Origin of the sequence: Candidatus Poriferisodalis sp., from assembly GCF_965237655.1 — a bacterium.
GTDB lineage: Bacteria > Actinomycetota > Acidimicrobiia > Acidimicrobiales > Poriferisodalaceae > Poriferisodalis.
In genome coordinates this window covers 2,224,224-2,245,800 of sequence record NZ_CBDEGB010000002.1, presented here as the reverse complement: position 1 = coordinate 2,245,800, position 21,577 = coordinate 2,224,224, and the positions used below count along the sequence as shown (strand labels likewise).

The following is a 21,577-nucleotide window of genomic DNA, read 5'->3' as shown; positions in this document are numbered from 1 at the left end:
TGCGGACATGCGCGCTCGCAGGCGAGCCGCGGCGCCTGAGGTCGTCGATGCTGGTCGATTTCAGTCCCAGTCGAGCCAGAGTTCCTCGGGACCCCGGAAGGTGATGTTCGGGAAGGACCAGTAGTCCTGCGGCGGCAGCCGCAGCGACGGCACCCGCTGGGTCAGGATCTCGAGTGCGATCCGAGCCTCCATCCGGGCCAGGTTGGCTCCCAGGCAGAAGTGGATGCCCTTGCCGAAGCTGATGTGGCGATGCGGATCGGGCCGGTTGAAGTCGTAGTCGTTGACATCGAAGCTGTCGGTTTCGGCGAACGCACACGGCTCGCGGTTCGCCGCTGCAAAATTCAGGAAGACCCGAGTCCCCTTCGGCAACTGCACCCCGCCAAGCTCGGTGTCGCGTGTGGTCACCCGGCGCCAGGCCACCTGGCTGGAGTCGAATCGCAGGGTTTCCTCGACCGCCGTGGGAATGAGCGACGGGTCGGCGGACAGGGCGTCCCATTGGTCGCGCCGAGGCAGCACGCACCGCAGCGTGTTGCACAGCAGGTTGGTGACCGGGTCGTGGCCGGCGAATGAGATCCCGTAGATGATCGACTCGACTTCTCGGTAGGTGAGGCCGGTGCCGCCTTCGGGATCCGGATCGGCGTCGTGGGCGTCGAGCAGTTCCGAGCAGAAGTCGTCGGTGCGGCTGCGATGGCGCTCGGCCACGAATTCACGGCAGTAGCGCCAGTAGGCAAGCATGCCTTCGGCCATGTGGGCCTGGTCGGCGGGCGTGGGCTTGCCCCAGGCGAAAGCCTTGCGGTTGACGCACCACGATTTGAGCATCAGGTCGTCTTCGGGCGGGAACCCGATGAAGCGGAACACGATCTCCGCCGGCAGCGGGAACGCCACGGCCTTGACGTAGTCGGCCGGCCGTTCGCCGGCCAGCATCTTTTCGATCAACTGGGTGGCCCGGGAGCGCATGTAGTCCTCGAGCGTGCGCAGCCGACGCACCGAGAATCCGCCCCGGGTGTGGACGCGGATGCGCCCATGGTCGGGCTCGGCCCGGTTCGACATGACCGCCTGGGGGTTGTAGTCCGGGGCGGACAGCACTTCGGCCGCTCCGGAAGCCAGCGGGAAGATTGGGTCTTGCACATTGGATGAGGCGTAGGTGTCGGGGTCCATGAACACGGCCTCGATGTCGGCCATGCGGGTCACCACCACGTGACCCATCTCGGCGGCGTAGAACACCGGGTGGTCTTCGCGCAGCTGCGCGGCGATGGGGTACGGATCGGCCAGGTACTCATCGCTGAGCGGCGACCAACTCTCGTGCACCGGGCAGCCCGGCGGTGGGGGAGCCAACCGATCTGGTGCGGTGTGGTACGAGTCTGTGCTCACCGAGCTGCCTCCCTGCGGACCGACGTGCGCTCGCCGGTTCCGGCAACGCCTATCATCGTCGGCCCACGGGCGATTGGCTCAGATGGTTAGAGCGCTGCCTTCACACGGCAGAGGTCACTGGTTCGAGTCCAGTATCGCCCACACCCTTGCCTCGCTCGCTCAGCCGTGCTGAGCGAGGTGACCGAGCAACAGCTCAGTGAAAGCGCCGGGCGCTTCGTCGGTGACGAAGTGGTTAACGCCTGGCAGCTCGGCGAATCGGTATGGGCCGGTCACGAACTCGGCGGTGTTCTCTGCGGCCATGCGACCGACAGTGGTGTCTTCGTTCCCCCCAACGAACATCGTTGGCACGCTGATCGCCGGCGTGTCCGCGGACTGGATGCTCGACTGACCCATTGCCCGGTACCAGTTGACCGCCGCATCGAGTGCGTCGCGGTCGGAGAGCGTGCCCAGATAGGCATCGATGTCGGCCTCGGGAACGGCATTGCGAGCCATCGCACGCCGCAGTGCTCCAGCGTTGTCGACTAGCAGCGCATCGGTTGCCTCGGGGCGCTGGAACGCCGGGTGATGGCGGGAGCGATGGGGCTGATCCGGGTCGTCACGCATGGCTGCCATGAATGCCGCGGGATGGGGCCGCGAGATGACGGTCAGCGAGATGATTCGCTCGGGAAGATGTGCTGCGATGAACCACGCCAGCGCTCCACCCCAGTCGTGTCCGACGATGTGAAATCGATCAGCGCCCAGGCTGTCGGCGATCCCCAGCGCATCGGCGACCAGCAGTTCGACGCGGTAGTTGTCGATGCCGTCGGGGCGGGCACCTGCGGAGTAGCCACGCTGATCGGGCGCGCATGCCCGGTGCCCCGCCGCCGCAAGTGCGGTCAATTCGGCACGCCAGGTGTGGCGAGTCTGAGGAAAGCCATGCAACAGCAGGACTGCCGGGCCCTCATCCGGGCCCGCCACGTCCGCGGTGAATCGAAGCCCGTTCGCCTCGATAACCGTGTTGCGGACTGCTGTGGGATCTGCCATGGTCCTTGGCTCTTCCGCCGCTAGATGGGCGCACAGCATGCCCCAACGGCGGGGTCGAGAAATTGCCGGCCGTCCCGCGAGTAGGAGTCTGCTGAGTAATTCGGGCGGTAGTCCGTGTGTTGGCGGTGTGCAGCCAGGCGATCAGTCATGGCGGGCACAGCCCCGCAGATTCGCACCGGCTGCGACAGCAGCGGCATACCGGGGGGCCAACCTGACCGCTCGCCTACGATCTAGTCAGCGACTGAAGTCGCTCCCCGAAGCGCGCAGCAGAGTGCGCAACCGGAGTGCCGCCAGAACTTGGACGGGGAGGCCAGGGTGATCATCGACTGCCACGGCCACTACACCACGGCCCCTCCACAGCTTGGTGAGTACCGCACCGCCCAGCGCACCGCACTCGAAGCTGACCCGTCCCACGTCGGCACCAAGGGCGTGCTCGATATCAGCGACGACGAGATTCGCGAGAGCATCGAGCAGAACCAGCTGCGCCTGCAACGCGAACGCGGCTCGGACCTCACCATCTTCTCGCCACGGGCGTCATGGATGGGTCATCACGAGGGCAACGAGCACACGTCGCGCTTCTGGTCCGAACACTGCAACGAGCTCATCCGCCGGGTCTGCGATCTGTTCCCGGACAACTTCGTGCCGGTCTGCCAGCTGCCCCAATCGCCGGGGGCGCCGATCGACAGCTCAGTGCGGGAATTGCGCCGTTGCGTCACCGAGATGGGCTTCATCGGCTGCAACGTCAATCCCGATCCCTCCGGCGGCTTCTGGACCGGCCCGCCTCTGGGCAACCGTTGCTGGTGGCCGCTGTGGGAGGCCATGACAGAGCTCGATGTGCCGGCGATGATCCACGTCAGCGATACCTGCAATCCGAACTTCCACGCGACCAGTTCGCACTACCTCGGGGCTGACACCACGGCATTTGTCCAGATGATGATGTCCGATCTGTTCGTCGACCATCCCGACGTGAAGTTCGTGATCCCTCACGGCGGGGGAGCAGTGCCGTACCACTGGGGCCGGTTCCGTGGCATGGCGCAGGACAGGGGCCTTCAGCCGCTCGATGAGTTGCTGCTGGGCAATGTGTTCTTTGACACCTGCGTGTACCACCAGGCCGGCATCGACGTGCTTGTCGAAGTGATTCCCCCACAGAACATCCTGTTCGCGTCCGAGATGGTGGGAGCCGTCCGGGGCGTCGACCCGACCACCGGATTCAACTTCGACGACACGAAGCGCTACATCGACGCAGCGGATGTCAGCGACGACGCCCGACGCTTGATCTTCAGCGAGAATGCCTTTCGGGTGTATCCACGCTTAGCCGACACGATTCGAATCCAACGAGCACAGCAGGAGGGCTGATGGCTGCCCGCCATGTAGTAGTTCGCACAATCGAACGAGCGGATCCTGAGGTCATCACGGGCCTGGGCGCGGCAGGCACTGCCACTGTGCACGAGGCGATCGGTCGACGCTGCTGCTTAGGCCCCGAGCTGCGGCCCATACAGCAGGGCACCAAGGTTGCCGGCTCGGCAGTCACGGTGTTGTCCCACCCCGGTGACAACCTCATGATCCACGCGGCCGTAGAAGTCTGCGAAGCCGGCGACATCCTGGTGGTCACTGTCACGGCGCCGTCGACGCACGGCATGTTCGGCGATCTGCTGGCCTCGTCTCTGCAGGCCCGCGGTGTCGTGGGCCTCGTGATGGATGCGGGCGTCCGCGACACCATGGATCTGCGGGCGATGGGCTTCGCCGCGTGGACCCGACACGTGTCCTGCGAGGGCACGGTCAAGAGCACTCCTGGTTCGGTCAATACCCCCATCAGCATCGACGGCGTCATCATCCACCCCGGCGATGTCATCTGCGCTGACGATGACGGCGTTGTCGCCGTGCCCAGAGCCGAAGCTGCTTGGGCGCTCGACCAGTCGAACGCACGGCTCGCCGCCGAGGAAATCAGCCGGACCCGCCTGCAAGCCGGCGAATTGGGACTCGACATGTACGGGCTGCGGCAGAAGCTTGTCGAACTCGGGGTGGAGTGGGTCGATTGACCGAAGTCACGGGATCATTGCCACGCCAGGCAGGACCTACGACTCCTGAGTCGCGCCATGACAGCTGAAACCATCGTCACCCCTGCCGACTGCGAGGTGGCACCGCAGGGCGTGCGCTGCATGGTGATGCGGGGCGGAACGTCCAAGGGCGCCTACTTCGTGGCGAACGAGCTGCCTAAAGATCCAGACGAACGTGACTCGTTGCTGGCCCGGATCATGGGTTCGCCTGACCCGCGTCAAATCGACGGCATCGGCGGTGCGCATCCACTGACATCCAAGGTGGCCGTGGTGTCTTTGTCGACTGACCCGGGCGCCGACGTGGACTACTTGTTCCTGCAGGTGGGTGTGGACGACGGGTTGGTCAGCAATCGGCAGAACTGCGGCAATCTGCTGGCCGCAGTGGGGCAGTTCGCCCTCGAACGCGGGCTCACCTCAGCAAGCGGCCCGCAGGCGCGGGTGCGCATCCGCATGTTGAACGCGGGTTCATCGGACACTGGCGTCACGGTTACCGGCTCAGTCGCGACCGCCACGTTTCCTCTCGATGGCGATGGTCCCGTCTATGAAGGCGAGACAGCTATCTCGGGAGTGCCCGGCACCGCGGCCGAGGTCCGCCTCGACTTCGAGGACATCGCCGGCTCTGCCTGCGGCGCGTTGCTGCCGACCGGCGGGATCACCAACGTGATCGACGGCGTCGAGGTGACCTGTGTGGACAACGGCATGCCCACCGTGGTGCTGCGGGCGACCGACCTCGGCATAGCCGGCGACGAGGAGCCCGGCACGTTGGAGGCAAACACACCCTTCCGGGAACGACTTGAGAGCCTCCGTCTGCAGGCCGGCGAGATGATGAACCTGGGCAACGTCAGCACGACGACGGTGCCGAAGATGACCCTGGTGTCGTTGCCACGTGCGGACGGGGACATCTGCACCAGGACCTTCATCCCACACCGCTGCCACGACGCCATCGGCGTGCTCGGCGCGGTCAGCGTGGCAACAGCCCTGCGAATTCCCGGAGGCACGGGAGCGGAACTGCTGCGTCCCGGCGCCGAGCCCGATCTCGTATCGATCGAGCACCCCACCGGCATCTTCGTCGCCCGTGTCGAGATCGGCGACGGTCACAATGGGCCGGCTGTCGGGCACGCGGGCATCATTCGCACGGCGCGCAAGCTGTTCGACGGGCTTGTGTTCCCCCCGAGCGCAGCTCTTCCGAGGACGCCACATTGATGAAACGCACGATCCCACCGCCGCATCCCTCGCCCCACGCGCCTACCGCGTTCACGCCGCCTGCAGGGGCAACTGACGCTCACTGCCACGTTTTTGGCCCAGCACACGCATTTCCGTTCGCGCCCGAAACCACGTACGCCCCGCCCGACGCAGGCGTCGACGATTTCGCGGTTCTCCAAAGGCGTCTGGGACTCTCGCGGGCGGTGTTCGTGCAGGCCAGCTGTCACGGCACCGACAACTCCGCCATGGTCGACGCGCTTGTCCGGGGCAAAGGTCGGTATGCGGGCGTTGCGATGATCGACGAGACGTTCAGCGATGCCGACATCGGCGCACTGCACGATGCCGGCGTGCGCGGCACTCGCTTCAACTTCGTTGCCCACCTCGGTGGCGCCCCTGACCTTCGCGTGTTCTGGGGGCTGGTTGACCGGGTACAACCTTTCGGGTGGCACATTGTCTTGCACTTCGATGCAAAGGACCTGCCGAAGTACGCAGAGTTGCTCGACCGCATGCCGTGCCCGTATGTCATCGACCACATGGCCCGCGTGGACGCCAACGCCGGGCTCGACCAGGAGCCATTCAGGGCCCTGCTCGAGTTGATGCGCGACGAACGGGCTTGGGTCAAGGTGTCGGGCGCGGAGCGGCTCACCGCGGATGGCGGGCCGCCCTACGACGACGTCGTTCCCTATGCCCAGGCGCTCATTGCCGCGGCACCCGATCGCATCTTGTGGGGCACGGACTGGCCGCATCCCAACGTGCGCCACATGCCTGACGACGGCGACCTTGTCGATGTGCTCGCATCATTCGCCCCTGACGAGGGCGTTCGCCACCAGATTCTGGTCGCCAATCCCGAGACGCTGTACGACTTCGGCTGAGGTTGAGAGTCGCCAAAAGGACTGCCGTGAAGATCATCCTTGCTGGAGAGGGAGCCATCGGGCGCAGGCACATTGCCGCATTGCGTCGGATCGACGATGTCGACCTAGTGGCTCTGACGGGAGGCAGAGCAGACGACACCGAGGCGTTTGCTGACGAGTTCGAGATTGACCACTGGACCACCGACTTGTCTCAGGCCCTCACGCTCGACGCCGATGCTGTGATTCTGGCCACGCCGACGCCGCTTCATGCTGCTCAGGCCATCGAGACCATGCGGTCAGGCAAGCACGTGCTGGTCGAGATACCGATGGCCGACAATCTCGCCGACAGCGAACAGTTGGTACGAGTTCAGCATGAGACGGGCCTCACTGCGATGGTGTGTCATACCCGCCGCTTCAATCCCAGTCACCAGTGGATCCACGAGCGCATCACCAGACGTGAGTTGAAGCTGCAGCACCTCGTTGTCGAGACCTTCTTCTTCAGGCGCGAGAATCGAAACGCGATGGGCAAGCCCCGCACGTGGACCGATCACCTGCTGTGGCACCACTCGTGCCACACCGTCGACTTGTTCGGCTACCAGACGGGGGAGCCGATAACTGCCGGATGGGCGCAGCAAGGCCCGCTGCACCCTGAGCTGGGCATTGCAATGGACATGACGATCGGCATGAACGTCCCCTCAGGCGCTCTGTGCACACTGTCGCTGTCGTTCAACAACAACGGACCCCTCGGCACGTTCTTTCGATATATCTGCGACAACGGCACCTACCTCGCTCGCTACGACGACCTTGTCGACGGCTACGACAATCCGGTGGACCTCTCGGGGGTGGAAGTCTCGAATGACGGCATCGAATTGCAGGACCGCGAGTTCATCTCGGCGGTGCTCGAGGGCCGCGAGCCCAACGCTTCGGTCAGCCAGTGCCTCGGGGCCATGCAAACGATCGACATGCTGGAGCGAACGCTGGCCGTCCCTGCCGCTGAATACGGATGCGCCCTCAATTGACACAAGTCCATAGTTGGACGCGCTATCAAATGGGCCATGGCGGAGCTGCACAGGCCTGATGCCGAGGCGCTCGCCTTTGACGAGGCGTTCGAGCGCGATGGCACGATCAGGCCGCTGTACCAGGCGATCGTGCAGCGCTTCTCGGGCATGGACGCGGCCGAGCTGCGGCGCCGAGAACGCATCATCGAGGAGGAGTTCCGCCGCCAAGGCATCACGTTCACTGTCTACGGCGATTCAACGGGCACCGAGCGGACCTGGCCGATGGACCTGTTCCCCGCGGTTGATCGCAGCGGCTGAATGGCGGGAGATCGAGAGGGGTTTGGCCCAGCGGGTCACGGCGCTGAACCGGTTCCTTGCCGACGTCTACACCGGCGAGGGAGCGGCCATGGCCGACGACAAGGCCATCCACCCGTATGTGACCGACTTGATTCGCTGATCGTGAATTCTTCCCAGGGGGGCGGCTCGAAGGACACGTGGGTGCTGACGCCTGGCGCAGTGGCGAACGGATCGCTTCCGCAGGAGCCGGGCGCATGATCCTGGCGCGTCATGCCGACTCGATGCTGTGGGCGGGCCGCTACCTGGAGCGGGCAGACACCATTGTCCGGTGTGTGTCGGTGGAGACCAGCGCGGTCATGCACCGCCAGCCCACCGAGGCCCGGCGGGCGTCCCGCCGCCTAGTGCAGGCGCTTGGGCTGCAGGAGGAATTCGTGGCCGCCCGGGTCAGTACCGGGCCATACGCCGTCATGGATTTCCTGGTTTCCGATGACTCGCATCCCGGCTCGGTGGTGGCATCTGTGCAGGCCGTGCGCGAGAACCTGCACATCGTGCGTGACCGCATCCCGGTGGAGCTGTGGGAGGAGGCCAACAGCCTGCACATCCTCATGCAGAGCGCCAAAGCGGTCAGCGCCGGAACACGGGAGCAGACCGGCGGCGAGGTGTCGAGGATGTCGGTCATCACCGCCCGGCGCGGATGCCGTTCGCTGAGCGGCGTGATGACTGAGTCGATGATGCGAGACGAGGGCTATGCCTTCATGGAGGTGGGCCGGCTGCTCGAGCGCTCGATCTTGACGATCGAGTTGCTGAAGTCAGGCCTGGGGACCGGCGGCGACGTGTTCGATGGCAACCGGCTGCTGGCGTTCACCCATTCTTTGTGCGCCCGGGTGATGGCGGGGACACAGTGTTGTGAGGCTCGATATCGCTTACCGGTTGCATTTCCAATATGCGGAGCCGGTGACGGAGTCGCAAAACGAGATCCGCGTTGGTCCGCGCCACGACCTGCGCCAACAGTTGCTGTCGTACCGGCTGACCACAACGCCGGCGACTCGTGTGCTTGCGACTCGCGACTATTTCGGCACCACGGTTGACCATCTTTGGGTGCGTGGGCCGCACGAAGAGTTGCTGGTGGTGGCTGAGGCGTCGGTCGAGACGACGACGATCGAGGCCGCGTCTGAGCCGGTGAGCTGCGAGCGACTCGGTGATCAGCAGTTCCTCAACGAACACGTGGAGTACTTGGCGCGTTCGCAACATGTGCAGTGGGGAGATCTCATCAACGAGGTGGCCTCGTGGGCGATCCGCTCGGCTGCCGATGACGTGCGTGAGCAAGTGCTCGGGATCGTTCAGGCGGTGCCCACCGTGCTGACCTACGAACACGGCTCGACCTCGATCGGGGTGACGCTGGAGGAGTTGATCGACGGCGGACGGGGTGTGTGCCAGGACTTTGCCCACCTTGCCGTGGGCATGTTGCGCTGCGTCGGCATCCCTGCCCGCTATGTGTCCGGCTACCTGTTCGCGCTCGACGAGACGCGGCTTGACTGGACTGGCGCCGACGAGGTTCCGGCTGCACCGGCGGGGTGGGCCGAGGAATCCGAAGCGGCAGGTTCCGCCGATGGTGTAGACGGCGTCTCGGGCTCCAATGAGCCAGGGGCGGCAGCGGTGTCTGTGCAAACGCACGCCTGGATCGAGGCCGCTGTGCCCGGTTCTGGCTGGTATGCGCTCGATCCCACCAATGGCGGATCGGTCGGCGAGCGCCACGTGGTGATCGGCCATGGCCGCGACTACAACGATGTCCCGCCGGTGCGCGGCGTCTATCACGGCTCGGCTGACGCCGAGGTTGACGCCGAAGTGATCATCGCTCAGCCGACCGCTCCGATATCCATGGTGACCGAGCCGATCCGCCGCCGGTCCACCGTCGAAGTCAGTTCTCCTGCCGATGTCGCTGGCCCCCAGCAGGCCACGCAACAACAGCAACAGCAGCAGCAGAGCGCGGTTACCAGGGATCGATCGGGTGCTTGCGCCTGGTGCGCGGCTGTGGTGCCGGCAGGGTTGCGAGCAGCCGGGCGACCAGGTCCCGCGTGTCGGCCGGGTCGATGATGTCGTCAAGCAGGAACGCCCTGGCGAACTCCAGCCCGGTATTGCGCTCCTTCCACTCCGCGACCCGTTGCTCCCGGAGCTCCCGGCGCGCTGCGTCGTCGGGTGCCGAGGAGAGTTCGTCTCGGTAGACGATGTTCACGGCTCCCTCGAGGCCCATGCCACCGAACTCGGCGGTCGGCCACCCGACGATCAAGTCGGGCGCCAGCGCATCTGAGCCCATGGCGTAGTACCCCAGCCCGTACGCCTTTCGCAGGATCACGGTCAGGATTGGCACGTCGGCTGCGCTCAGCGCCATCAGCGTCCGAGCGCTGTGGCGCACCAGAGCAGTCGCCTCCGCTGCAGTGCCGATCATGAAGCCGGGCGTGTCGCACACGAACAGCAGCGGGATGTCGTAGGCATTGCACAGTTCGACGTGGCGGGAGAACTTCGCCGAACCCTCGGCGTCGATGGCACCTGCACCGAACATCGGGTTGTTCGCAAGCACGCCCACGACGTGCCCTTCGATGCGGCACAGCGATGTCGAAAGGCAACGGCCGAATGTCGGCCGCAGCTCCATGACCGAGCCCTCGTCGGCCAGCGTGGCCACGATCTTTCGCACGTCGTATGCGCGCCGTGGATTCTCGGGCACCATCGTGCGCAGCGGCGTCTGGTCAGGTGCAGTCATCGCCGACGGTGCAGCGATTCCGGTGAAGTACGACAAGTACTTCCGCGCAGCATCGAGTGCGGCAGCTTCGTCCCCGACGACGAGTTCGACGGTGCCGATTCGCTCATGCATCGACATCGGCCCGAGCTCTTCGGGTGTGAGCATCTCGCCGGTCGCCGACATCACGAGCGGAGGGCCCGACAGTCCCAGCGTCGAGTCCTTGGTTGCGATGATGACATCGGATGTGCCGGCGATGTTCGCCTGGCCGGCGAAACTCGGTCCCGACAGGATGGTGACGATCGGCACCAACCCCGACAGCCGCGCCAGCTGCACGAACGTGGTCACCATGCCGCCGTCATAGTGCAACTCGCTGGCACGGGCCCCGCCGCCTTCAGACCAGAAAATGATCGGCCAGCGGTTCCGCTCGGCCACTTCCATCATCCGGTCCATCTTGCGGTGGTTGCGGGGACTCTGGCTGCCGCCCATCACCGTGTAGTCGTAGGTGAAGGCACACACGGAAACGCCGTCGACGAGCCCGACGCCCATGACCAAGCCGTCCGCGGGAGCGTCGCCGAGCGAGCGCAGCTGAGGTTGTGCGAGTTGCCCGTACTCGACGAACGTGCCGGGGTCGAAGAGAGCGGCAATCCGTTCGCGGGCAGTCCAGCGGCCACGAGCGTGTTGGCGAGCCACTGCGGTGGGGCGAGTCTCGTCAAGCGTGGCGTCGCGGGCGGCGAGAGTCTTGGCGAGCAGCGGCGAGATATCGGGTTCCGGTGAGGCGTCTTCGGTCACACGGCAAGAACCTAGGGATCGCGCGGGGAGGGCGCACTCGCGGCGTTAGGGTGCGCCGCGTGAAGCCTTCTGACGAAGCGCTGGCACACAGGCGGGCGCGAGTGGCCAAGCGCTGGGAGCTGACCGACGAGGTCGTGCTCCTTCGTGCGGGCGAGCCGGCGAGCTGGTCGGGCACCGATCAGCACTTCGCATTCCTGCCGCATCCCGATGTGGCCTACCTGACGGCGGTGGGTTCTCCCGGCACGACGCTGGCCTTCGACGCCGCAGCGGGCGAGTGGGAATTGTTCGGCCCCCGCTTCAGTCCCGAACGGCTCGTGTGGGAGCAGCCGCCGACGCCCGTCGGCCGGCCGCTCGAAGAGCTAGAGGACTGGCTGGCGCAGCGCAGCGACCGCACGCTCATCGAATTGGGCGCCGGTGCTGCGATGCCCGAGGTGGTGCCTGCCGCCTCGAATGGCGAGGCTGAGTCCACGGCTGAGAACACGTCCACGGATGAGGCCACGTCAACGGACCCGGCCGAGGAAGACACAGCGGCGGACGATCAGTCCGACCCGTCGCCCCCCGCAACGGTGTTGCGGCTGAGCGCCGCCGTCGCGCTCGAACGCATGACCAAGGACGAAGCCGAGCTCGACGACATCCGGCGAGCCGCCGCAGCCAGCGCTGCCGGCTTTGAGTGGGTGTACCGCAACGCCGTCGCAGGCATGACCGAACGACAGATCCAGATCGGGATGGAGTCGCAGTTTTTTGCTGCTGGAGCGCCTCGTGTGGCCTACGACAGCATCGTGGCATCGGGTGCCCACGGCGCCTACTTGCACTATGTCTATGCGGGCGACGACCCGCTTCGCCCCGCGACCCGCGCCGTGGAGGCAGGCGACCTGCTGCTGATCGACGCCGGCGCGCAATTCGGCGGTTACGCCAGCGACGTGACCCGCACGATGGTGGTCGGGGCCGACCCCACCGATGAGCAGGAGTACCTGTGGAAGCTGGTGCTCAGCGCCCAGCAGCAGACGATTGATATGTGCCGCCCCGGCATCCAGTGGCGCGAGGTGCACCTGGCCGCTGCACGCACGTTGGGGGCGGGACTCGTCGAGATGGGAGTGCTGCGGGGAGATCCGGCCGAACTGGTGACTGCGGGCGCTGTAGCGCTGTTCTTCCCCCACGGGCTCGGCCACCTGCTGGGCTTGTCAGTGCACGACGCCAGCGGATTTCCGCCCGGCCACGAGCGCAGCGATGACCCGCAATTGCGGTACTTGCGCACGGACCGGGGTCTCGAACCCGGCATGGTCACGACCGTCGAGCCGGGCATCTACTTCATCGACGCGCTGCTGTGCGATCCAGCTCGGCGCGAGAAATTCGCCGAGAGCGTGGTGTGGGAACGAGTGGAAGAATTGCGGGGATTCGGCGGCATCCGCATCGAGGATGACGTGTTGGTGACCGACGGCGAACCGGAGGTGCTCACCGCAGCGATCGCCAAGCCGATGCGCATCAGTTGAGAGGGCGGGTGTGCGACGATCGAGAGTGCCCCCGCAGTGCTGCCGGGCTCGTGCGACGGCAGGCAGAGCGGCATGAGTCCGAGCGAGCAGAGCTACGACGCCATCGTCATCGGAGCGGGCGTCATCGGCACCGCGATCACCTGCGAGCTGGCTCGGCGCGGCTGGCGTGTGCTGGGCGTTGACCGCAACCCCGGTGCTGGCCAAGGCTCCACCAGCGCTTCGTCGGCCATCGTGCGTTTCACCTATTCAACTCGGGCCGGAGTTGCCATGGCCTACGAGGGCCTGCAGTACTGGCTGCGCTGGCCGCAGCACGCCGGGACGTGCGACGAGGCCGGCTACGCAGGGTTCAGCCAGTGTGGCATGGTGACCCTGCTCAGCGACGCTGAGGATCACCTGCTGCCGGTCCCGCACTTCGATGCGCTCGGCGTTCCCTACGAGATCTGGGATTGCGGCGAGACCGTCGCCCGGCTCGGCCCGCTCGACCTGTCCCGTTTCGGCCCGCCCCGCCAGCTCGGCGATCCTCAATTCTGGGCCGAGCCGACCTCGCAGCTGCGGGGCGCGCTCTGGTCGCCCGAAAGCGGCTACATCGGCGACCCGCAGCTCGCCGCCCACAACCTGCGGCTGGCGGCCGAGTTGGCCGGCGCCGAGTTCCTCTTCGGCGTGACCGTGACTGGGATCGCTGGCGCCGGCCGGGCCGAAGGCGTCGTGCTGGCCGACGGCACCGAGGTGGCGGCGCCGGTCGTGGTGAATGTCGCAGGACCGCACAGCAGCGCTGTCAACGAGCTCGCTGGCGTCGTCGCAGACATGTCCATCACCACGCGCCCGCTGCGCAAGGAGGTGTACCACGTGCCCCCGCCGCCGGGCGCGGACTTCGAGCATGACGGCGTGGTCATGGCCGACGTTGACTGCGGCTGCTACGTGCGGCCCGAGGTAGGCAACAACATGCTCATCGGATCCGTCGAGCTGGACGCGACGGACTTCGAGTGGCTTGGCACCGACGAGATCGATGACTGCTCGCAGGATCTCAGCCGGGAGCAGTGGGAAACCCACGTCCTGCGGTTCGCCCGGCGCATGCCGGACCTTGGCCTCCCCCGCCAGCCGCGGGGAATCGTCGGGGTGTACGACGTGACTGACGACTGGATCCCTATCTATGACCGCACGTCGCTTGATGGCTTCTATGTGGCCATCGGAACCAGCGGGAACCAGTTCAAGAACGCGGCGGTGGCCGGTCACTGCATGGCCGAGCTGATCGGAGCTGTGGAAGCGGGCCATGACCACGACACCGACCCTGTCGTCGTGACCGGAAAACACACTGGTTTCGACATCGACATGGGCACCTTCTCCCGCAGACGCGATCTCCACGGCTCGTCGATGTCGGTGCTCGGCTAGTACCGAGCACGCATGTGACGGTGCTCGGCTAGTACCGAGCACGCATGTGTCGGTGCTCGGCTAGTGCCGTGTCAGGCAACGTTGGGGGTGGCGCGTCCGCGTGTGGGCTGGTGGGTTGTGGTGTTGTTGGGGGTATGGCTGAGCGTGTTCGTGTGAGGGAGATCGACAGTGGTGAGGGCAATCGGTTGTTGAGGATTGTGCGTCGTTCGTCGGGGTCGGTGGTGACGTGGCGGCGGGCTCAGGTCGTGTTGTGGTCCGCGCAGGGCATGGACGTGGGCCAGATCGCTGTGTTGGCGTTCACGAGCGAGGACCGGGTCCGTGAGGTGATCCACAATTTCAACTCCGATGGGTTCGATTCGCTGTATCCGCGCTACGCGGGCGGCCGCCCGCCGCGTTTCGACGCTGCTCAGCGCGCGGAGATCCGCAGGATCGCGTTGGGGCGGCCTGCCGATTACGGGTTGCCGTTTGGGACGTGGTCGTTGTCAAAGCTCGCAGAGCATCTGGTCGCGAAGGGGGTGGTCGACGACATCAGCCATGAGGGCCTGCGGGCCCTTTTGCGCGAGGAGGGTGTCTCGTTTCAAGCGATAAAGACCTACAAGCAGTCCAACGATCCCGACTTCGAGGCGAAGAAGAACCGGATCCTGCAGCTCTATGACATCGCGGACCGCAAAGCCGAGCCCGAGCCCGGCGATCCCGGGGTGGTGATCTGCATGGACGAGTTCGGGCCGCTGAACCTCCAGCCCCACCCGGGGCGGCACTGGGCTGCGGTGGGCGGCAAGCACAAGGACCCCCACCGGGCGCCGCGGCGCCGCCTGCGGGCGACCTACACCCGCCCGCACGGGGTGCGGCACCTGCTCGCCGGCTACGACGTCACCGCCGACAAGCTCTACGGGCACATGAAAAAACGCAAGGCCCGCACCCAGTTCCTGGAGTTCTGCCGCTACCTGCGCACCCTGTACCCGCCCGATGTGCGCATCGGCATCGTGCTGGACAACTGGTCACCGCACCTGAGCACCAAAGCCGACTCCCGCGTGGGGGACTGGGCCGAGGCCACAACGTCGAGCTGGCCTACACACCCCACTACGCGTCATGGCTCAACCGCATCGAAGCCCACTTCCAAGCCCTGCGCTACTTCTGCGTCGACGGCACCGACCACCCCACCCACACAGAACAGGCATCGATCATCCGACGCTACATCCGCTGGCGCAACAACAACGCCGCCGACAAAGCACTCAACGACATCGTCAACCGCGCAAACGTTTGCTGACGCGGCACTAGTACCGAGCACGCATGTGACGGTGCTCGGCTAGTACAGGGGGAGGCGCCGACCCTGCAACCAATGGGGACTGCTTGTGCAGGGCCGGCGCCGAATGTGCCTAGCTAGGGCGATGTGTCGTGTAGAGATCCTCGAAGTCGATGACGGACAGGTCGAAGGTGCCGATCTCGTAGCTCGATCCGGCCACCTGGATGAAGTACGTGCCTGGGCTGGGGGGCGTCCAGACCAGCCGGGTTTCGAGGTAGGGGCCGCCGCCGCTGGCGTAGACGATGCGCTGGCCCGCGGCGTCGTGGATCCACATATAGGAGTTCCGCAGCGTGCCCACGCCGCTGCCCTCGCCGCGTATGTCGATCTGGTAGCGGCGCCCGCCTTCGAGCTCTACCCGGAACCAGTCCTTGTCACCTGCGAGGTCGATCTCGCCTCGCACTGCTGTGCCGTTCACCCAGGAGTCGTTGACGTACACAAGTCCGGTGGTTGACGTGTCCCGGGCGAGATCGCCGTCGGGCAGCGGGGTGTCCCAGACGCCCGGCGGCACGGCGCTGTAGTCCCGGACACGCAGCAGGTAGTCGCCGGTTCCGTTGTCGGAACCCACCGTGATCAGCTTGCGACCGTCGGCATCGGGGATGATCCAACGGCTGGCCTTCCAGCCCACCCGGTGCCAGCACTCGCGCGAGTTGGACCCAGGCTGGTCGGGTGTCTCTGCCGACGCGATGCCGTGAATGCAATTGAAGATGCCCGAGTCGTTCCGGTTGCGCATCTCGACGAAGTAGCGGTGACCGGCCTCGATGTCGTTAGCGAAGGTGTCACGATCGCCGTGGGTGTCGACCGTGCCCTCGAACTGTTGCACGAAGTACCCGTAGTTGTTGAACTCGAACGTCAGCTGATGCACATCGGGCACATCGTCGGGCGGCAGGTCGATCTCGTGCACTTCGATCTGCCAGGGCAAGGGGGCCGTGGCGTGGGCGAAATTCCACCAGGCCGGGTCGCCCACCACGATGTAGTGGATGCCGGTCGCGGTGGGCCGGAAGTTGATGTAGCCAGCCGTGTTCGAGGTGCCGTAAGGGTTGCCGTCGAACGAGTGGGATCCGGTGATCAGCGAGCCGTCAGATTCGTGCATGCCGCCGATGAAGATGTACGTCTCCCCGTCGGGATCGGTGAACGTGCCCTCGATGCGGTAGGCCTGACCGGCCTCCAGGAAGACTTGCACCCAGTCGGCATCGTCCTTGCTACAGAAGTGGGCCTCGACGCTGCCGCCAACCTCCACGCTGAGCGGAGTCGAGGTGTCCGCAACGGTGTCGGGATGCGTCGGGCAAAAGTCCGGTGGCGGCCAGGGAGGCCGCGGTGGATCCGGCGGGTCGGTCGTGCCGTCGTCGTCCTCGATCACAACGTCCAGTGCTTGTGCTGGCAGCGTCACCTCGGGTCTTACATCAGGACCGGGACCCACTTCGATGGAGAATGACTCGCCTTCCTCGACCAGGTCATCGTCGAGGATGGTCACCGTTGCGACACCAGACGCCTCGTAACTCCCCGACTCCTGCAGGACGAAGCTCCCGAGTTCCAGATCGATGAACGCCGGCGGCGGTTCGAAATCAGCCGGGTTCGTCGCCGTACCTGACGTCGCCGTGAACGTGAGTGCCTGCCCCTCGTAGTGGATCCCCCCGAGCTCATAGGTGCCTGGCGGTTGGTTGCCGTCGACCCGCACCGCGATCGGCAGCTCAACGGTGCCTGCTCCTTCAGCCACAGTGAACGGGTTCTCCGTGTACAGGACCGTGACCTTCGTGTCGTCGTCGTGCATGGCCACGGTCGCGGTGTCGGGGCTTCCGATCGCGTAGGCGGTATTGCCCTGAGCATCTTCGGGCAGGACAATCGTGAACAACACTGATCCGTCGTTCTCGACGATCGAGTCATTGTTGATGTAGACGATTGCGGTCTGGCTCGTGCTGCCCGCTCGAATTCTGACGACGAGCGGGTCGCCGTTTCGGTGCAGCAGCTCATTGTCGGGATCAGTGATCTCCAACTCCACCCGCAGATCGTCGTCGAGCGGGCGAGTGATGCTCAATTCGACTGAGACCGTTCTGTCACTCTCGTCAACTGACTCGGTGAGGGCGCGAATCGTGACTTCCGGACTGACTTCTTGGCGGGCCGCCACCGGCTCCGACGTTGTCGCGTCGGCGCTCTTGCTAGTGCCTTCACCGTCGGTGTAGGTCGCCGTGGCACGCAGGTACATCCCGACGTCGCTCTCGGTCGTCATGTAGTGATCGTCGGTCTGGCCGTCGATGGGGTCGAACTCGCCGTCGGGGGCCTCGCTCTGCGACCATTCCCATGTCATCTCATCGGCGGGCCCGTCGACGTCGGACAGGGTCGCCTCGACCACCGCGCCCTCTTCGGGGGTCATCGGTGCGAGCTTCACCACGCCGGGTTCGTCCACATTGGTGACGGTCACCGTGACGTTCGTCTCGCTCGAGCCGCCGATGACGTCGGAGGCAGCGACGGCGAACGTGTACTCAGCCTGTGTCTCGAAGTCGAGCGCTCCTGTGACCCTGAGAGTGTCGGTCTCGGCGTCGATTTCGAACGGCAAGCCGTCGCCGACGACCCCGAACGTCACGTCATGACCGTCGAAGTCGGTGGCCTCAAACGAAACGCCGATCAAGGTTCCCGCCTCGATGTCTTCAGAGACCGAGATCTGCTCGGCGGTGGCAGTGAACTCGGGTGCGTTGTTGACGCCGTCGTCGTCGGCGATGACGATCGTCTTGCGGTCGGTGGGGATCACCGTGTCGCCGACGTCGAGCGGAGCCGGTAGGGGGGACTCGAAGTACAACTCGAATGTCTCGCCAGGTTCGTCGTCGCTGTCGTCGATGATCTCGATCTGGTCGCTCAGCGTGTAATCACCAGAGGCGTCCACGGTGAACGAACCGACGTCCCAGATATAGAAGTAGGACTGGTAGACGAAATCCATGGTCGCATCGGCTGTCACCGAAGCTGTCGTGAGCACGAACGCCACGCCCTCGTGGACCCCGTCAGCACTCTTGAAGGTCCCAGGCGGCTCGCCGTCGTGTACCCGTATGAAGAACGGAACCGCTACCGTGCCGGCGTTCTCGTTGACGTGCACGGTTGATGAATCCCAGGAAACCGTGATTGGCACGTCGTCGTCGACCAACGTTGTCACGGCCACCGAGGGTGTGCCGGCGTCGTAGTCCGATTCGCTGTTGGCCAAGGTGATCGTGACGGTGCCCTCAGGCTCGACGACGAGGTCGTTCACGACGATGAAATCGAAGTCGTAGGACGGCTCGCCAGCGGGGATCGTCTCGGTGAAGGACCGCTCGATTGCGTCGGTGAACACCACGCCGGTCTGGCGCGAATCGAGCTTCACCTCGAGATTGGTCGCCGGGGCCGGGCTGGCGTGGAGCGTGAATCTCATCGGGCCGTCGGGTTCGTTGTGAGTAGTCGCTCCGGCGGTGATCGTGACGGTAGGGACCACCTCTTGCCGGGCTATGTTGTCGGCTGCCTCCGCGGGAGCCGAGGGAAGAAAGAGCACCAGCAGCAGAGCGCTCGCACCGGCGAGCAATCGGCTTGCTGAAGACCTTCTTGTCTTCATTTTGCAGTCCTCCTGTAATGGTTCTGTAATGAAACGTCCCACGCACTGGTCTCGTTCCATGTTCAGGAGGACTATGAATTTGGCGAAATTTCGGTAACAATTCGGCCAATTGATGGCTTATGCCACTGAATTTCCTGTTATTTGAAGTCAACGACCGGTCCGGGACAGGACCACGGCCGACTAACGCCAAGCACTGGGTCTGATAGTTCGCTTGGCTAACGCCAAGCACTGGGTCTGATAGTTCGCTTGGCTAACGCCAAGCGAACACTGGCTGTTCGAGCTCGTCGACCCGGGTGTTGAGGCCGTCGTAGGCGACTGCTCGGAACTGGTAGAGCACGGCGCCGGTGGGTGCGTGGATCAGGTCGCCGCCGATGGGAATCTGGACGACCGGGCGGTCGCTCTCGGGGATGCTCACGAATCGCGGCGAGTCATCGCGGGTCAGCTCGCGCATCGAGACTCGGTGTAACGACGCCACCTCGGCGGGGTTCGCTACCGGATCACGGTCGTCCGACAGCCAGAACACGAAGGGGCTGATGACATAACCCGAGCGGGTGGGGTAGTCATCGAGGCGGCCCAGCAGATCGTCGCTTGTGAGCTCCAAGCCGACTTCCTCGGCGGCTTCCCGCATGGCAGCTTCGAGTGCCGTCTCGCCGTCATCGACTCGCCCACCGGGCAGCGCCCACTGGCCGCCATGGCCGCGCAGGTGCGAGCCCCGCCGGGTGAGTAGCACCGCAGCGCCCCCCGCAGTTCCCTCTACATCGCCGGTGAGCGTGGGGTCGTTCTCCGCGCGGGGGATGTCGGCGAGCATCTCGCGACGCTGCTCGGCGCTGATGCCGCCCATGACCGGATCGGCGCCATGCTGCTCGGCGTCACTGTCGAGCACGATCACCGCCACGGCTGCGTGCTTGCGCCCCTCACCGGGGTGCTGGCGCACGTCGTGACGAGCCAGGTTCGCCGTCAGCCGTTCCCGGAGCATGTCATCGTGCGCGATCTCGCCAGCCGCGGTCTCAGTCGGCATAGCCGGAGAGTCTGGCATCCCGCCGACCCGGCCCGCCGGTCGGCGGGACTCTCTACGATCGCTAGGCGTGAATGCGCAACGCCAGATTGTGTTGGTGGGCTTCCTGCAGGCGCAGAACTGCACAACGATCCCTGCGGCTTGGCGGCATCCCGAGGCTCGCCATGACGTGACCAGCTTCGATTACTACCGGCACATCGGCGAGGTGCTCGAAGCCGGCTGCTTCGACCTCGGTTTCTTCGACGACCGGCTCGCGATGCCCGACATGTTCGGCGGCGACCATCGGCACACCGTCGAGGCGGGCATCCGCTGCGTCAAGCTCGACCCGGTCACGGTGCTGACGGCGATGGGCATGGCCACCAACCGGCTCGGTCTGGGAGCGACGTACTCGACGACCTACTACGAGCCCTTCCACGTGGCCCGCGTGTTTGCCACGCTCGACCATCTCACCGGCGGGCGCGCTGCGTGGAACGTTGTCACGTCGGTGAACGACAACGAAGCGCGCAATATGGGCCTGGCCCAAGCGCCCGCGCACGATGAGCGCTACGACCGTGCCGACGAGTTCATGGAGGTGGTGCACGGCCACTGGGACACCTGGGAGGCCGATGCCATTGCAGCGGACCGTGCAGCAGGGCTGTATGCGCACGGCGACCAAGTGCACCGGCTTGACCACCGGGGCCGCTGGTTCTCGTCGCGGGGGCCGTTCACCGTGCCGCGCACGCCGCAAGGCCATCCGGTGGTCATCCAGGCCGGCCAGAGCGGTCGGGGCACCACCTTCGCCGCCCGCTGGGGCGAGCTGCTGTTCGTGACTCACGTGCGGCTGGATGCAGCTACCACGCACTACGCCTCGGTGAAGTCGCAGATCGAGGCCTTGGGGAGAGATCCCGACCAGGTGAAGATCACGAACCTGACGTTCCCCGTGGTGGGCCGCACGATGGCCGAGGCCGAAGACCGCCGCGCCGCCTACGACGAGCTGCCGACGCTGGTGGACGACCTGTCGCTGCTCTCGGAGGGGCTGAACTTCGACTTCGCCAGCCGCGACCTAGATGAGCCGCTGTCCGACGACGACCTCGATGCCATGACCGGCATCCAGGGCATCCGCAACCAGGTGTTGCAGATCACCGGACGGGCCAACCCCACCGTGCGCGACTTCGTGAAGGTGTCGGGCCGGGGTCGGTTGGCACATCCCACTGTCGGAGGCCCCATCGAGCTGGCCGACTACTTCGAGGAATGGTTCACCGAGCGTGCCGTCGACGGGTTCGTGATCGCCGGGACGCACATGCCGGGGGCCTTCGAGGACTTCGTCGAGCTGGTCGTGCCCGAACTGCAACGCCGCGGCCTCTTCCGCACCGAGTACGACGGCACCACGCTGCGGGACCACCTCCGCTTGAGTGTCCCCACGCCGGGAGCCTGGCGTTTGGCATAGGCGCCGCCTCGACGGCCACGACTCTGCGCAGAAATGCCGCCACAGACGGCAAATTTGCGC

General features: G+C 65.5%; 16 protein-coding genes, 1 tRNA gene and 3 pseudogenes. 15 read left to right on the top strand and 5 right to left on the bottom strand.

The window, feature by feature from the left end:
• Positions 1 to 60 precede the first annotated feature (60 nt).
• Positions 61 to 1,371: a cytochrome P450 gene (locus tag ACPXYO_RS18600; RefSeq protein ID WP_423923638.1), complete on the bottom strand. Its 1,311-nt coding sequence runs from the start codon at positions 1,369 to 1,371 to the stop codon at positions 61 to 63.
• Positions 1,372 to 1,438: 67 nt separating this feature from the next.
• Here ACPXYO_RS18600 and ACPXYO_RS18595 point away from each other — a divergent pair.
• Positions 1,439 to 1,512, top strand: a tRNA-Val gene (locus ACPXYO_RS18595).
• An 18-nt stretch (positions 1,513 to 1,530) separates the two neighbouring features.
• On the opposite strand, the gene ACPXYO_RS18590 is transcribed toward ACPXYO_RS18595, so the two are convergent.
• Positions 1,531 to 2,394: an alpha/beta fold hydrolase gene (locus ACPXYO_RS18590; protein WP_423923636.1), complete on the bottom strand. Its 864-nt coding sequence runs from the start codon at positions 2,392 to 2,394 to the stop codon at positions 1,531 to 1,533.
• 315 nt (positions 2,395 to 2,709) lie between these two features.
• Here ACPXYO_RS18590 and ACPXYO_RS18585 point away from each other — a divergent pair, with 315 nt between their 5' ends.
• The 10 genes and pseudogenes from ACPXYO_RS18585 to ACPXYO_RS18540 all read left to right on the top strand — a co-directional run bounded on the left by ACPXYO_RS18585 (position 2,710) and on the right by ACPXYO_RS18540 (position 9,894).
• Positions 2,710 to 3,750 carry an amidohydrolase family protein gene (locus ACPXYO_RS18585; protein ID WP_423923634.1) on the top strand — a complete coding sequence of 347 codons (1,041 nt, stop codon included), beginning with the start codon at positions 2,710 to 2,712 and terminating at the stop codon, positions 3,748 to 3,750.
• Positions 3,750 to 4,433: a 4-carboxy-4-hydroxy-2-oxoadipate aldolase/oxaloacetate decarboxylase gene (locus ACPXYO_RS18580; protein ID WP_423923632.1), complete on the top strand. Its 684-nt coding sequence runs from the start codon at positions 3,750 to 3,752 to the stop codon at positions 4,431 to 4,433. The genes ACPXYO_RS18585 and ACPXYO_RS18580 overlap by 1 nt, the downstream gene beginning before the upstream one ends.
• A 57-nt stretch (positions 4,434 to 4,490) precedes the next feature.
• Positions 4,491 to 5,654 carry a 4-oxalomesaconate tautomerase gene (locus ACPXYO_RS18575; protein ID WP_423923630.1) on the top strand — a complete coding sequence of 388 codons (1,164 nt, stop codon included), beginning with the start codon at positions 4,491 to 4,493 and terminating at the stop codon, positions 5,652 to 5,654.
• Complete coding sequence (locus tag ACPXYO_RS18570; protein WP_423923628.1) at positions 5,654 to 6,526, top strand: amidohydrolase family protein; 873 nt, start codon at positions 5,654 to 5,656, stop codon at positions 6,524 to 6,526. Before ACPXYO_RS18575 ends, ACPXYO_RS18570 begins: the two co-directional genes overlap by 1 nt.
• Positions 6,527 to 6,552: 26 nt before the next feature.
• The gene (locus ACPXYO_RS18565; protein ID WP_423923626.1) at positions 6,553 to 7,524 is read left to right on the top strand and encodes a Gfo/Idh/MocA family oxidoreductase; all 972 of its coding nucleotides are present in this window, start codon (positions 6,553 to 6,555) and stop codon (positions 7,522 to 7,524) included.
• Positions 7,525 to 7,560: 36 nt separating this feature from the next.
• On the top strand, positions 7,561 to 7,821 hold the full coding sequence (locus ACPXYO_RS18560) for a hypothetical protein (protein WP_423923624.1): 261 nt from the start codon (positions 7,561 to 7,563) through the stop codon (positions 7,819 to 7,821).
• Complete coding sequence (locus ACPXYO_RS18555) at positions 7,805 to 7,960, top strand: circularly permuted type 2 ATP-grasp protein (protein ID WP_423923622.1); 156 nt, start codon at positions 7,805 to 7,807, stop codon at positions 7,958 to 7,960. Before ACPXYO_RS18560 ends, ACPXYO_RS18555 begins: the two co-directional genes overlap by 17 nt.
• Positions 7,954 to 8,058, top strand: a pseudogene (locus tag ACPXYO_RS18550) (hypothetical protein); the annotation flags it as partial. The gene ACPXYO_RS18555 and the pseudogene ACPXYO_RS18550, both read left to right, overlap by 7 nt.
• Positions 8,055 to 8,615: pseudogene (locus ACPXYO_RS18545) on the top strand (alpha-E domain-containing protein); the annotation flags it as partial. The pseudogenes ACPXYO_RS18550 and ACPXYO_RS18545, both read left to right, overlap by 4 nt.
• Before the next feature lie 139 nt (positions 8,616 to 8,754).
• Positions 8,755 to 9,894, top strand: coding sequence for a transglutaminase family protein (locus ACPXYO_RS18540; RefSeq protein WP_423923620.1), 1,140 nt, complete (start codon positions 8,755 to 8,757; stop codon positions 9,892 to 9,894).
• Here ACPXYO_RS18540 and ACPXYO_RS18535 read toward each other — a convergent pair.
• Entirely contained in the window at positions 9,791 to 11,326 is a 1,536-nt protein-coding gene (locus ACPXYO_RS18535) for an acyl-CoA carboxylase subunit beta (protein WP_423923618.1), read from the bottom strand. The two genes, ACPXYO_RS18540 and ACPXYO_RS18535, sit on opposite strands and share 104 nt — an antisense overlap.
• A 59-nt stretch (positions 11,327 to 11,385) precedes the next feature.
• Between ACPXYO_RS18535 and ACPXYO_RS18530 the strand changes: the two genes are divergently transcribed.
• The 3 genes and pseudogenes from ACPXYO_RS18530 (at position 11,386) to ACPXYO_RS18520 (ending at position 15,472) form a co-directional block, all read left to right on the top strand.
• Positions 11,386 to 12,816, top strand: a complete 1,431-nt coding sequence (locus ACPXYO_RS18530; protein ID WP_423923616.1) for an aminopeptidase P N-terminal domain-containing protein — start codon at positions 11,386 to 11,388, stop codon at positions 12,814 to 12,816.
• A gap of 72 nt (positions 12,817 to 12,888) precedes the next feature.
• The gene (locus tag ACPXYO_RS18525) at positions 12,889 to 14,205 is read left to right on the top strand and encodes an NAD(P)/FAD-dependent oxidoreductase (protein ID WP_423923614.1); all 1,317 of its coding nucleotides are present in this window, start codon (positions 12,889 to 12,891) and stop codon (positions 14,203 to 14,205) included.
• A 134-nt stretch (positions 14,206 to 14,339) separates the two neighbouring features.
• Positions 14,340 to 15,472, top strand: a pseudogene (locus tag ACPXYO_RS18520) (IS630 family transposase).
• Between the two features lie 109 nt (positions 15,473 to 15,581).
• Here the strand turns inward: ACPXYO_RS18520 and ACPXYO_RS18515 are convergent.
• Positions 15,582 to 18,959, bottom strand: a complete 3,378-nt coding sequence (locus ACPXYO_RS18515) for a cadherin domain-containing protein (protein WP_423923612.1) — start codon at positions 18,957 to 18,959, stop codon at positions 15,582 to 15,584.
• Positions 18,960 to 19,326: 367 nt separating this feature from the next.
• Positions 19,327 to 20,094, bottom strand: a complete 768-nt coding sequence (locus ACPXYO_RS18510; RefSeq protein WP_423923610.1) for an NUDIX hydrolase — start codon at positions 20,092 to 20,094, stop codon at positions 19,327 to 19,329.
• Positions 20,095 to 20,161: 67 nt separating this feature from the next.
• Here ACPXYO_RS18510 and ACPXYO_RS18505 point away from each other — a divergent pair, with 67 nt between their 5' ends.
• The gene (locus tag ACPXYO_RS18505) at positions 20,162 to 21,517 is read left to right on the top strand and encodes an LLM class flavin-dependent oxidoreductase (RefSeq protein ID WP_423923608.1); all 1,356 of its coding nucleotides are present in this window, start codon (positions 20,162 to 20,164) and stop codon (positions 21,515 to 21,517) included.
• Positions 21,518 to 21,577 lie beyond the last annotated feature (60 nt).

Excerpts from the sequence above, each read along its gene's own strand:
- ACPXYO_RS18590 (WP_423923636.1), bottom strand. The coding sequence starts at position 2,394 with ATGGCAGATCCCACAGCAGTCCGCAACACGGTTATCGAGGCGAACGGG.
- ACPXYO_RS18580 (WP_423923632.1), top strand. The coding sequence starts at position 3,750 with ATGGCTGCCCGCCATGTAGTAGTTCGCACAATCGAACGAGCGGATCCT.
- ACPXYO_RS18575 (WP_423923630.1), top strand. The coding sequence starts at position 4,491 with ATGACAGCTGAAACCATCGTCACCCCTGCCGACTGCGAGGTGGCACCG.
- ACPXYO_RS18570 (WP_423923628.1), top strand. The coding sequence starts at position 5,654 with ATGAAACGCACGATCCCACCGCCGCATCCCTCGCCCCACGCGCCTACC.
- ACPXYO_RS18560 (WP_423923624.1), top strand. The coding sequence starts at position 7,561 with ATGGCGGAGCTGCACAGGCCTGATGCCGAGGCGCTCGCCTTTGACGAG.
- ACPXYO_RS18525 (WP_423923614.1), top strand. The coding sequence starts at position 12,889 with ATGAGTCCGAGCGAGCAGAGCTACGACGCCATCGTCATCGGAGCGGGC.
- ACPXYO_RS18510 (WP_423923610.1), bottom strand. The coding sequence starts at position 20,094 with ATGCCGACTGAGACCGCGGCTGGCGAGATCGCGCACGATGACATGCTC.